Origin of the sequence: Actinomyces procaprae, assembly GCF_004798665.1 — a bacterium.
Classification (GTDB): Bacteria; Actinomycetota; Actinomycetes; order Actinomycetales; family Actinomycetaceae; genus Actinomyces; species Actinomyces procaprae.
In genome coordinates this window covers 2,677,829-2,690,428 of the sequence record NZ_CP039292.1, presented here as the reverse complement: position 1 = coordinate 2,690,428, position 12,600 = coordinate 2,677,829, and the positions used below count along the sequence as shown (strand labels likewise).

At 68.0% G+C, this 12,600-nt stretch carries 10 protein-coding genes; 9 read left to right on the top strand and 1 reads right to left on the bottom strand.

The genetic code is table 11. From position 1 onward, the window contains the following. Positions 1 to 266 precede the first annotated feature (266 nt). Positions 267 to 1,013, bottom strand: coding sequence for a GntR family transcriptional regulator (locus E4J16_RS11000; protein ID WP_136193698.1), 747 nt, complete (start codon positions 1,011 to 1,013; stop codon positions 267 to 269). A 269-nt stretch (positions 1,014 to 1,282) separates the two neighbouring features. Here E4J16_RS11000 and iolC point away from each other — a divergent pair, with 269 nt between their 5' ends. From iolC to E4J16_RS10955, 9 genes are all read left to right on the top strand, one after another. Beyond that, complete coding sequence (gene iolC, locus E4J16_RS10995; RefSeq protein ID WP_136193699.1) at positions 1,283 to 2,272, top strand: 5-dehydro-2-deoxygluconokinase; 990 nt, start codon at positions 1,283 to 1,285, stop codon at positions 2,270 to 2,272. Positions 2,273 to 2,284: 12 nt separating this feature from the next. Continuing rightward, positions 2,285 to 3,163, top strand: coding sequence for a Cgl0159 family (beta/alpha)8-fold protein (locus tag E4J16_RS10990; protein ID WP_136314015.1), 879 nt, complete (start codon positions 2,285 to 2,287; stop codon positions 3,161 to 3,163). Beyond that, a complete protein-coding gene (iolB, locus tag E4J16_RS10985; protein WP_136193701.1) occupies positions 3,160 to 4,047 on the top strand; it encodes a 5-deoxy-glucuronate isomerase in 888 nt (295 codons plus the stop codon). Before E4J16_RS10990 ends, iolB begins: the two co-directional genes overlap by 4 nt. Positions 4,048 to 4,123: 76 nt before the next feature. After that, positions 4,124 to 6,031 carry a 3D-(3,5/4)-trihydroxycyclohexane-1,2-dione acylhydrolase (decyclizing) gene (gene iolD, locus E4J16_RS10980; RefSeq protein WP_136314014.1) on the top strand — a complete coding sequence of 636 codons (1,908 nt, stop codon included), beginning with the start codon at positions 4,124 to 4,126 and terminating at the stop codon, positions 6,029 to 6,031. A gap of 83 nt (positions 6,032 to 6,114) precedes the next feature. Further along, a complete protein-coding gene (locus E4J16_RS10975) occupies positions 6,115 to 7,608 on the top strand; it encodes a CoA-acylating methylmalonate-semialdehyde dehydrogenase (RefSeq protein WP_136314680.1) in 1,494 nt (497 codons plus the stop codon). Between the two features lie 248 nt (positions 7,609 to 7,856). After that, positions 7,857 to 8,798, top strand: coding sequence for a sugar phosphate isomerase/epimerase family protein (locus tag E4J16_RS10970; RefSeq protein WP_136314013.1), 942 nt, complete (start codon positions 7,857 to 7,859; stop codon positions 8,796 to 8,798). An 84-nt stretch (positions 8,799 to 8,882) separates the two neighbouring features. Beyond that, complete coding sequence (locus tag E4J16_RS10965) at positions 8,883 to 9,893, top strand: Gfo/Idh/MocA family protein (RefSeq protein ID WP_136314012.1); 1,011 nt, start codon at positions 8,883 to 8,885, stop codon at positions 9,891 to 9,893. Positions 9,894 to 9,929: 36 nt separating this feature from the next. Further along, the gene (locus tag E4J16_RS10960; protein ID WP_136193705.1) at positions 9,930 to 10,802 is read left to right on the top strand and encodes a sugar phosphate isomerase/epimerase family protein; all 873 of its coding nucleotides are present in this window, start codon (positions 9,930 to 9,932) and stop codon (positions 10,800 to 10,802) included. Positions 10,803 to 11,012: 210 nt separating this feature from the next. After that, a complete protein-coding gene (locus tag E4J16_RS10955) occupies positions 11,013 to 12,467 on the top strand; it encodes a sugar porter family MFS transporter (RefSeq protein ID WP_136193706.1) in 1,455 nt (484 codons plus the stop codon). Positions 12,468 to 12,600 lie beyond the last annotated feature (133 nt).

Below are 12,600 nucleotides of genomic sequence, written 5' to 3'. Positions count from 1 at the left end.
TGAACCGTGCACCGCCACCTGAGCACTTACGCAACCGTACCTCGCGGCCCGCTTATCCGCTCAGGCGGCGGGATGTCGCGAGCGATGATGGTCTCCGAGGCCTCCACGGTGCCTGCCCGACCAGCCTTACCTCCAGGCATCCGCGCAACTTTCTACCGACCTCGGCGGTCATATCTACCGACCTCGGTGGTTATAGCTACCGACCTCGGTGGTTATAGCTACCGACCTCGGTGGGGGAGGGGTGAGGGGGGTGGGGCTGGGTGCGGTCAGCCGGTGAACAGGGAGGTCTCGAAGGAGTAGCGCGAGGCGCGGTAGATGTGATCGCCGTACTCGATGACGCGGCCCGAGGCGTCGTAGGTGGTGCGCTTGGCGGTCAGGAGTGCGGCGCGGCGGCGCTCGTCCAGGGCGTCGGCCTCCTTGGCGGTGGCGTTGCGCGCGCCAATGACCTGCTTGGCGGTCGCGGGGACGATTCCGCGGGCGCGCAGCAGCTCATACAGGCCCGCCTGCTCCAGCTCCTCACGGGTGGGGGCGATGGCGGCCGGCAGCAGGTTGTCCATGAGGGCGATCGGCTCGCCGTCGGCGCTGCGCAGGCGGCGCAGATGAGTGACCTCGGTGCCGGGCTCGACCTCCAGGTGCTCCGCGTCCTCCTCATTGGCGGGGTGCGTGGTGTACTCCAGCAGCTCGGTGGAGACCTTGTGGCCGGCGGCGGTCAGGTCGGACAGCAGGCTGGACAGCTCCATCGGGCGTCGCACGTGCGGAGAGGCGACCACGGTGCCGGCCCCGCGTCGGCGAGACACCAGGCCGCGGTCCGCCAGGGACTGAAGGGCCTGGCGCGCAGTCGGGCGCGAGACTTGCAGGCGGCGTGCCATGGAGACCTCGTCCTCGATGCGGGTCCCGGGCGCGAGGGTGCCCTCCAGGATGAGCGCGCCGAGCGCCTCCGCTATCTGGGCGTACAGCGGGAGGTTGCTGGAGCGATCAATGGTGATCTCTGGCTGAAAGGGCGTGTCCGACATGCAGGCTCTCTGAAGAGGTGATCAGTGAAGCCATGGTACGGCGGCGGGTCGGCGCACGGAGCGGCAACGGGGAATCGACTTCGACTCGTTCGGGTCGCGGGTCTGCCCGGGGTGCCGCGCACCTCGGCGGCCGACGGCGAAGGCCATATCAATTTGTTCGGACAAATCTCTTGACTGGTGGGGTTGGGGTGGGGCAGGCTTCTCGCAGCGGGCCCTCGCGGGCGCCACGATGCGCCCCGCCCCCGATGATGTGGAAAGGGAGACCAACCATGACCGCTCGGTCGAGCACGCCGCCGCTCGATGTTCTGACAATCGGACGCTGTGGAATCGACATCTACCCGCTCCAGACCGGCGTCGGCCTGGAGGACGTGGAGAGCTTCGGCAAGTTTCTGGGCGGGAGCCCCACCAATGTTGCGGTCGCCGCCGCGCGCTACCGGCACCGTTCCGCCGTGATCACCGGGGTGGGCGACGACCCCTTCGGGCGCTTCGTATGCTCGGAGATGCGCAGGCTCGGCGTGTACGACGACTACGTCGTCACCAAGTCCGACTTCAACACCCCGGTCACCTTCTGCGAGATCTTCCCGCCGGACAACTTCCCCCTGTACTTCTACCGCGAGCCCTCCGCGCCCGATCTGGAACTGACCGAGGACGACATCCCGGCCGACGCCGTGCGCGACGCCGCCATCTTCTGGATCTCCGCCACGGGGCTGAGCAAGGAGCCCTCGCGCGGCGCCCACCACGCCGCCCTGGACCTGCGCGAGCGCAAGCGGCACACCATCATCGACCTCGACTATCGCGCGATGTTCTGGAAGGACGAGGCCACCGCCCACCAAGAGGTCGCAGCCGTGCTGCCCAAGGTGACCGTCGCCATCGGCAACCGTGAGGAGTGCCGCGTCGCCGTCGGCGAGACCGAGCCCGACAAGGCCGCCGACGCCCTGCTTGAGGCCGGCGTCGAACTGGCCATCGTCAAGCAGGGCCTGGAGGGGACACTGGCCAAGACCCGCGACGAGCGCGTGGAGATCCCCGTGACCCCGGTGGTCACCAAGAACGGCCTCGGGGCAGGGGATGCCTTCGGCGGCGCCGTCTGCCACGGGCTGCTGTCCGGCTGGCCGCTGGACAAGACGATCTTCGCCGCATCCACGGCCGGAGCCATCGTCTCCTCGCGCCTGGAGTGCTCCACGGCAATGCCCGCAGAGCCCGAACTGCTCGCGCTGATGCGCACTCACCGCGAGCTCGTACCCGCGCTTGCGGACCTGTGAGGAGGCGCGAGCATGACTGACACGCCCTTGACGGACCGGATCGTCGAGATCCGCACCCGCGCCCCCGAGCGCATCGCCCAGGTGCTGGCCGACCGCCCCCGCGGCGCGCTGCCCGACGGCGACGGCAAGCTCATGATCATCGCCTGTGACCACCCCGCCCGCGGGGCGCTCGCTGCCGGTGCCGACCCCATGGCCATGGCCTCGCGGGAGCAGGTGCTCGCCCGCTGCATCACCGCCCTGTCGCGGCCGGGCGTGAACGGGTTTCTCGGCACCGCCGACCTCATCGAGGACCTGGCGCTGCTGGGCGCCCTGGACGGCAAGCTCGTCTACGGCTCCATGAATCGGGGCGGACTGGCCGGTGCCTCCTTCGAGATGGACGACCGCTTCACCGGCTACGACGCCGCCGGGGTGGTGGCCGCCGGCCTGGACGGCGGCAAGATGCTGCTGCGCATCAATTACTCCGACCCGGCCACGGCCGCCACCATCGCCGCCTGCGCCGCCGCCGTCGACGCCCTGGCCGCGCGCGGAGTCATGGCCATGGTCGAGCCGTTCATCTCCCGCTGGGAGTCCGGGCGCGTGGTCAACGACCTCAGTCCCGACGCCGTCATGACCTCCATGGCCATCGCCTCCGGCCTGGGCCGCACCTCCGCCTACACCTGGCTGAAGCTGCCCGCCGTCCAGGACATGGAACGTGTCATGGAGGCATCCACACTTCCCGCCCTGATCCTGGGCGGGGCCGTCTCCGCGGACGCCGACGCCGCCCGGGAGTCCTGGGCCAGGGCACTCGCCCTGCCCACCGTCAAGGGGCTGGTCATCGGCCGCTCCCTCCTGTTCCCCCCAGACGACGACGTCGCCGCCGCCGTCGACAACACCGTAGGACTGCTCTCATGAACACCAATGCACCAGACGCATCCGACATCTACGTGCCCGCGGGCTCCAGCGGGCACGGGACCCTCACCGTCGACGTCGATCCCGCCCGGGCCGGCTGGACCTACTCCGGCCTGCGCGTGTGCGTGCTCGCACCCGAGCGCTCCACCACCCTGGAAACCGGAGAGAGTGAGCTGCTGGTGCTGCCGCTTGAGGGAGGCGCCACCGTCCTGGTGGACGGGCAGGCCTACGAGCTTGCGGGTCGAACCGGCGTGTTCGAGGAGGTGACCGACTACCTGTACGTGCCGCGCGGCAAGAGCTTCACCATCACCTCTCACGGGTGCGGACGCTTCGCCCTGCCGGCGGCGGTGGCCTCCCGCGACCTGCCGGTCGCCTACTACGGCCGCGACCAGGTGCGCACGGACCTGCGGGGCGCGGGGGACTGCTCCCGGCAGGTGAACAACTACGCCCTGAACAACGGCGTCGACACCTCTCACCTGCTGTGCTGCGAGGTGCTCACCCCGGGTGGCAACTGGTCCTCCTACCCGGCCCACAAGCACGACGTCGCCTCCGCCGATGAGCGGGAGCTGGAGGAGATCTACTACTTCGAGATCCGCAATGCCCCCGACGGCACTGCCGGCTTCGGGCTGCACCGCACCTACGCCTCCAGTCCGGAGCGCCCCATCGACCTGTGCACCGAGGTGCGCCAGGGAGACGTCGCCCTGGTCCCATACGGCTACCACGGCCCGTGTGTGGCGGCGCCCGGCTACGACATGTACTACCTCAACGTCATGGCGGGCCCCGCCGAGGACCTGGTCTGGCTCGCCCCCGACGATCCCGCCCACCACTGGATCCGCGGCACCTGGGAGGACCAGGAGATCGACCCCCGGCTGCCCATGACCCACTGACGCCCGAACCCGCCAAGCCCAGACCACCATCCCAGCCAACCCGGACCAGCACCGATACAACAGATTGAGAAGACACATGAGCAATGAAGCCTATGCGGGCACGATCCGCCTGACCGTCGCCCAGGCCACCATCCGGTTCCTGTCCAACCAGTACTCCGAGCGCGACGGCGTCGAGCAGCGCCTGATCGCCGGCGCCTTCGGCATCTTCGGGCACGGCAACGTGGCCGGCATCGGCCAGGCGCTGCTGCAGAACGAGGTCGCGCCCCTGGAGGGCGAGGAGCCCATGCCCTACATCATGCCCCGCAACGAGCAGGGGCAGGTGCACGCGGCGGCGGCCTTCGCCAAGACCAAGAACCGGTTGCAGACCTACATGTGCACCGCCTCCATCGGTCCGGGCTCGCTCAACATGGTCACCGGCGCCGCCCTGGCCACCACCAACCGCCTGCCCGTGCTGCTGTTCCCCTCCGACCAGTTCGCCACCCGCGTGCCCGATCCGGTGCTCCAGCAGCTGGAGGACCCCACCACGCTGGACATCACCGTCAACGATGCCTTCCGGCCCGTGTCCCGGTTCTTCGACCGCATCAACCGGCCCGAGCAGCTCATCCCGTCTCTGCTCAGCGCCATGCGCGTGCTCACCGACCCGGCCGACACCGGCGCGGTCACCATCGCCATGCCGCAGGACGTGCAGGCCGAGGCCCACGACTGGCCGGTGGAGTTCTTCCGCAAGCGCGTGTGGCACGTGCGCCGCCCGGTGCCCGAGCCGGCCGCCCTGGAGCGCGCCGTCGCCATGATCCGCGCCGCCAAGCGCCCCCTGGTGATCGCCGGCGGCGGAGCCATCTACTCCGAGGCCTCCGAGCAGCTGCGCGCCTTCGCCACCGCCACCGGCATCCCGGTGGCCGACACCCAGGCCGGCAAGGGCGCCATCAACTTCGACCACCCCTGCGCCGTCGGCGGCGTCGGCTCCACCGGCGGCGACTCCGGCAACCACCTGGCGGACAAGGCCGACCTGATCATCGGTGTGGGCACCCGCTACTCCGACTTCACCACCGCCTCCAAGACCCAGTTCAAGAACCCGGACGTGAAGTTCGTCAACATCAACGTCGCCGCCTTCGACGCCGCCAAGCAGAGCGCCGAGATGGTCGTGGCGGACGCCCGGGAGGCCCTCGTGGCCCTCACCGGGGCCCTGGCCGAGTACCACGTGGAGGCCGCCTACACCGAGGAGATCACCCGCGAGCGCGAGGCCTGGTTCGCCGCCACCGACAAGTGCTATCACCTGGGTCACGGTCCGCTGCCCGCGCAGACCGAGGTCTTCGGCGCCCTCAACGAGCTGCTCGGCGACGAGGACGTGGTGATCAACGCCGCCGGCTCCATGCCCGGTGACCTCCAGGCGCTGTGGCAGGCCAAGACCCCCGTCCAGTACCACGTCGAGTACGCCTTCTCCTGCATGGGCTACGAGATTCCGGCCGCGCTGGGCGTCAAGCTCGCCCGGCCGGACAGTGAGGTCGTCTCCATCGTCGGTGACGGCACCTACCAGATGCTGCCCATGGAGCTGGCCACCGTCGCCCAGGAGGGCATCAAGGTCATCTACGTGCTGCTGCAGAACTACGGCTTCGCCTCGATCGGCTCCCTGTCCGAGTCGCACGGCTCCCAGCGCTTCGGCACCAAGTACCGGCGGCGCGGCCAGGGCGGCCACCTGCAGGACGAGGACAAGATCGTCGGCGTGGACATCGCCGCGAATGCGGAGTCCTGGGGCCTGAAGGTCTACCGGGTCGGCACGATCGCCGAGTTCAAGGAGGCATACGCCCGGGCGCACGCCGGGGACGAGGCCGCCATGATCCACATCGAGACCGACCTGTACGGCCCGAACCCGCCCGCATCCTCCTGGTGGGACGTGGTGGTCTCCAGCGTCTCCAACCTGGAGTCCACGCAGAAGGCCTATGAGCAGTACGTCGAGGACCGCAAGCCGCAGCGTCACTACCTGTGAATGACGGCTGCCCCAGTATCGGAAGAACACCTGAACAAGATCCCAAGGAGTCAGTGATGACACAGAGCACGTCAGCGTCCGGTCTGCGGACCATAACGCACTGGGTCGACGGCAAGCCCTATGAGGGTAGCCCGATCGGCCGCTTCCCGGTGGAGAACCCGGGCACCGGCGAGGTGGAGGCCGAGCTGCTGCAGGCCTCCGACGCCGACCTGGACTACGCCGTCGAGGTGGCCACCCGGGCGCAGAAGGAGTGGGCCAAGTACTCCCTGGCCAAGCGCACCGCCGTCATGTTCCGCATGCGCGATCTGGTCCTGGAGCACCAGGATGAGATGGCCAGGATGATCGTGGCCGAGCACGGCAAGAACTACTCCGACGCCATTGGGGAGATCCAGCGCGGCCGGGAGACCCTCGACTTCGCCACCGCGATCAACCTCGCCCTGAAGGGGGAGTACTCCTTCGACATCTCCACGGGCGTGGACATCCACACGCTGCGTCAGCCGGTCGGTGTGGTCGCCGGCATCTGCCCCTTCAACTTCCCGGCCATGGTGCCCATGTGGATGCACCCGATCGCCATCGCCACCGGGAATGCCTTCATCCTCAAGCCGGCCTCGATGACGCCGTCGGCGGCGCTGCTGACCGCCGAGCTGTACAAGCAGGCCGGCCTGCCCGACGGCGTGTTCAACGTGGTCTCCGGTAACCGGAAGATGGTCACCAAGGTGCTGGAGCACCCGGGTATCAACGCGATCTCCTTCGTGGGCTCCACCCCGGTGGCCCATATCGTGCAGGACACCGGCGTCACTCACGGCAAGCGGGTGCAGGCGCTCGGTGGGGCCAACAACCACGCCATCGTCATGCCGGACGCCGACCTGGACTTCGCCGCCCAGCACGTCTCCGCCGCGGCCTTCGGCGCCGCCGGTGAGCGCTGCATGGCGCTGCCCGTCGTCGTGGCCGTCGGCGGGATCGGCCCGGACCTGGCCCGGCGCGTGAAGGCGCATGCCGAGAGGATCAAGGTCGGCTACGGCATGGACGAGGGCGTGGAGATGGGGCCGGTGATCGACGCCAAGTCCAAGGAGAACATCATCGGGTTGATCAATGAGGGCGAGTCCAAGGGCGGCGATGTGGTCCTGGACGGGCGGGGCCTGGTGGTTCCCGGCCACGAGAACGGGCACTTCCTGGGTCCCACCATCGTGGACAACGTGCCGCTGGACTCCGAGCTGTACCGGCAGGAGGTGTTCGGCCCGGTGCTGTCGATCGTGCACGCGGACAGCTATGACGAGGCCATCGAGATCGTCAACTCCTCGCCCTACGGCAACGGCTCGGCGATCTTCACCAACGACGGCGGGGTGGCCCGGCGCTTCCAGCTGGACGTCGAGGCCGGCATGGTGGGCATCAACGTGCCCATCCCCACGCCGGTTGCGTACTACTCCTTCGGCGGGTGGAAGGAGTCCCTGCTCGGGGACACCCACATCCATGGCCCGGAGGGCGTGAAGTTCTACACCAGGGCCAAGGCGATCACCTCCCGCTGGCCCAGTGAGAAGACCTACGCCGCCACCATGTCCTTCCAGCGCGAGGAGTAGCCCACGAGCGCGGGGCGCGGTCCTGCGCGTGTGCGCCCCCGCAGCGGCCTGCTGCTGCGGGGGCGCGCCGTTTGCCCGCTGGTTCGCGGGGTGGGGCGAGATCCCGCAATCCGTGAAATTTGTCCGTACAAACCTCTGGTGTTTTGGAGCTGGACTCGTTACACTCGTGATTGTCCGAAACGATTCGGGCGGCCGGGCCGGGTCCCAGCCCCGGCCCGCGAAATCGATCAGAACTCTCAGGAGCGACAATGACGTCAACCGCCTCAAAGGCTGTCAACACCAACGATCCGAAGTACTCCAAGCTCACCATCGGCGTCTGCCCCGACCAGTGGGGCGTCTGGTTCGCCGATGACCCCAAGCAGATGGATCCGCGCCAGGCCTGGCAGGAGATGGCCGAGGCGGGCTTCGAAGTCATCGAGACCGGGCCGTGGGGCTACTTCCCCACCGACCCCAAGGAGCTGCAGAAGTGGTGCGACGAGTACGGCATGCGCGTCGTCGCCGGAACCGGCTGGGGCATCCTGCACAGGGCCGAGGCCTGGCCCGAGACGCTGCGGCACTTCCGGGAGATCGCCGAGACCCATGCCGCCGTCGGCGCCGAGTACATGGTCCACCTGCCCCCGCTCTACCGCGACGACAAGACCTGGGAGTGGACCGATGACCGCGTCCTGTCCGACGACGCCTGGAAGCTGTACGTCGAGCACGCCAACGCCCTGGGGCAGATGCTGCTGGACGAGTACGGCCTGAAGATGGTCCTGCACCCCCACGGCGACTCGCACATCGAGACCCCCGAGGAGATCGCCCGCATCTTCGACGCGACGGATCCCAAGTACGTCAACCTGTGCCTGGACTCCGGCCACGTGGTCTACGGAGGCGGCGACCCGGTCGAGCTGTGCAAGAAGTACCCCGAGCGGATCACCTACGTGCACATCAAGGCCTTCGATGAGGACATCACCCGGGAGGCCCATGAGAAGGACTGGCCCTTCGGTGAGGCCGTCACCAAGGGGGCCTCGGTCTGCCCGCCCGCGGGACTGCCGGAGATGCACGCCTTCGTGGATGCGCTCGCCGAGCTCGACAAGCCGATCTACTGCATCTGCGAGCAGGACTGCTACCCCTGCGAGCCGTCCTTCCCCAAGCCCAACGCCATCAACATGCGCAAGTACCTGGCCGAGTGCGGCCTGGGCCTGGCCTGAGCGCATCGGCCGGCGGCCCCCGCCGGGCCCGCCGCGCACCCGCAAGCACTCACACGCAACGAATCCTCAAGGAAGAGAGAAATCATGACCGTTCGCATTGGTCTCATCGGCGCCGGCGGCATGGGCCGCGCCCACCTCGCCCGCATCACCAATGAGCTGTCCGGGGGCAAGATCGTCGCCGTGGCGGACATCAACCACGACGCCGCCGTCTCGGCCGCCGAGCCCTACGGCGCCAAGGCCTACGACACCTCCGACGAGCTGATTAATGACCCCGAGGTCGACGCCGTCGTCATCGCCACCTTCGGCAAGGTCCACGCCCCCGACGTCATCAAGTGCATCGAGGCCGGCAAGTACGTCCTGTGCGAGAAGCCGCTGGCCACCACCGCCGAGGACTGCATCGCGATCATGGAGGCCGAGCAGAGGGCCGGCAAGAAGCTGGTCACCGTCGGCTTCATGCGCCGCTTCGACGCCGCCTACAACGAGATGAAGGCGGTGCTGGAGGCGGGCGAGAACGGCCAGGCGCTGCTGGTCCACAACCGCCACCGCAACCCCTCCGTCCCGGAGTCCTACACCTCCCGCATGGCCATCGACGACACCGCGATCCACGAGATCGACACCATGCGCTGGCTGCTGGGGGAGGAGATCGTCAAGGTGCGCGTCGAGCGCCCGAAGTCCACCACCCACCGCTTCGAGCACCTGATCGACCCGGTCGTGGTGGTCATGTACACCGAGTCCGGTGTGCGCATCGACGACGAGGTCAACGTCAACCTCCAGTGGGCCTACTCCATCGAGTGCGAGCTCGTGCTCGAGACCGCGGCGGTGCGCCTGGGCGACCAGGAGAAGATCCACATCCGCGACGCCAGTGGCAACCGCAACGCCATGTGCCAGTCGCACATCGATCGCTTCCAGGGGGCCTTCAACCGCGAGTTCCAGGAGTGGATCAACGCCGTCGCCCGGGACGAGCACACCGGCTCGACCTCATGGGACGGCTACGCCGCCACCTCCGTCGTCGACGCCGCCGTCGTATCCCTGGAGGACGCCTCCTCCCCGCTGGTGGACGTCACCCTCATCGACAAGCCGGACTTCTACGCCTGACGGCGACCGGGAAGACCGACGGAAAGGAGAGGCCTCATGGTCGACATCGCCCTTGACCCGAACATGTACTACCTGAGCATGTCCACCGCGGAGACCCTGCACAAGGCCGCCGAGCTCGGCTTCAAGTACGTGGAGCTGTCACCCAACAACGAGTTCCACCTCTGGCACCACTACCCCAAGGCCGACCGGGCCTTCATCGCCGAGCTCAAGCAGGCGGAGAAGGACTCGGGCGTCAAGGTCCGCACGCTGAACCCCGTGTTCAACTGGTCCTCGCCCGACGAGGCCGAGCGGCAGGCGCAGGTGCGCAACTGGCGGCGCCTGCTGGAACTGGCCGACGCCCTGGACGTGCGCGACATCGTCTCGGAGTTCTCCGGCGACCGCAACCGTGCCAGCCGCTCCGAGCAGCAGTGGTACAAGTCCATTGAGGAGCTGATCCCGCACTTCGAGAAGTACGGCATCCGCCTGAACATGGAGGCGCACCCCTACGACTTCGTGGAGCTGCACGACCGCGCCCTGGAGCTGGTCCGCAGCGTGGACAAGGACTGGCTGGGCTACGAGTACTGCTGCCCGCACACCTTCCACCTGTCCGACGGCGCCGGCGATGCCGACCGGATGATCCGTACCGCCGCGGCGGCGGGCAAGCTCCGGGAGGTGCACGTCTCCGACGGTTTCAATCACCGCATCAACGACGGCAACCGGTACATCATCAACCCGCCCGGCGCCGACGTCACCGTCCACCAGCACAATGCCATCGGTAACGGCGAGGTCCCCTGGGAGCAGGTCTTCTCCACGCTGCGGGAGGTGGGCTTCGACGGCGTCGTCTCGGTGTGCATCTTCGGCTGGCACGAGTGGGCCGATGAGTACAACCGGGCCGCGCTGGAGCGCCTGACCCAGGAGCTCGGCGCCTGAGCCCCGGGCCGGCCGCCCCGTGCGACGCGGGACGGTCGGCCCGGTCCCCGCCCGGCCCCGCAATGGCGGCAGGCACGGGCTATGAGTAAATGCCCTGCCATAAACAATTACAAAAAGTGGGATAAGTCACAATAGGGGGATTTGTCCTGACATATAAGTATCAACCGTGTTAGCGTCGAAGTCAACCCCAGAACCGACAAAGGAGTCAATGTGTCTCACAATCCGACGGCCACCGCACAGTCCGGTGGGACCAAGCTGCCCCCGCTCACGCCCGGTCCCTACCGCGCCCGACTGACCGTCGTCGCCCTGATCGCCACCCTGGGTGGCCTGCTCTTCGGCTACGACACCAGCGTCATCAACGGCGCCCAGAGCTTCATGGTCCGGCCCGATCAACTGGATCTGACCGACTTCGGCCTCGGCATCGCCGTCAGCTCGCTGCTGTTCGCCAGCGCCGTCGGCGCCCTGACCGGCGGCCGCATCTCCGACCGGATCGGTCGCAAGACCTCTATTACCTTCATGGCTTCCATGTTCATCGTGGGCGTGGTCGTAGTCGTCACCGCCGTCAACCTGCCCATGCTGGCGCTCGGTCGCGTGATCCTGGGGCTCGCCGTCGGCTCGGCCTCCGTGGTGGTGCCGGTGTACCTGGCCGAGCTGGCGCCCTACGAGATTCGTGGCTCGCTGGCCGGACGCAACGAGATGATGATCGTGACCGGCCAGCTCCTGGCCATTGTCATGAACGCCATCATCGGCAATGTCTGGGGTAGCGAGTATCCGTGGGTGTGGCGCGCCATGTTCGCGCTGGCGGCTGTTCCCGCCATCCTCCTGCTGCTGGGGGTGACCCGCCTGCCCGAGTCCCCCCGCTGGTTGGCCGACAAGGGACGCGAGGAGGAGGCCCTCAAGATTCTGGATGAGCTGCGGCCCGAGGGGCGGGCCAAGCCCGAGCTGGCCGAGATCCAGGCCGCCAGTAGGGAGGAGGCCAGCCGGGTCAACATGAGCGTCGGCGAGATCTTCTCCAACAAGAACCTGGTGCGCATCGTCCTGATCGGCTGCGGCATCGGCTTCTTCCAGCAGACCACCGGCATCAACTCCATCCTCTACTACGGGGAGAGGGTGCTGGAGGAGTCCGGATTCAGCACAGGTGCTGCGCTCATTGCCAATATCGCTCCGGCCACCATCTCGGTGATCGCCGCAATCATCGCCCTGCAGATGATGGACCGATTCTCCCGGCGCAAGACCTTCCTGTGGGGCTACGCCCTGGTCGCGATCACGCACGTCCTCATCGCCACTGCGGCGAGCGCGCTGCCGGAGGGCGGTGCCAAGCCCTTCGTGCTGCTGGCCCTCATCGTGTTCTTCGTCGGCTCCATGCAGCTGTGCCTGAACGTGGCCACCTGGGTGACGCTCTCGGAGATCTTCCCGCTGAAGATGCGCGCCTTCGGCATGGGGCTGTCGGTCTTCGTGCTGTGGATGACCAACTCCCTTCTGAGTCTGGGCTTCGCCAGCGTCATCTCGGCAATCGGGCTGTCCAGATCCTTCCTCGTCTTCGCCGTCCTCAATGTCATCGCCTTCGTGTTCTTCTTCCTGTTCGTGCCCGAAACCAAGGGCCGCACGCTGGAGCAGCTCGAGGCGGACGTCATGAGCGGGGAGCTGTTCAAGCGCGGCAAGTAGCATCCGACGCCGGCGCGCAGGTGGGTGACGCCCATCGGTGCGCTCGCTCGGCTACGGTGCCGCGAGCCACACCAGCCACGCGCCCCAGTCGATCCGGGAATCTACCCGGTCGGCTGGGGCGCGGCCGCATGCG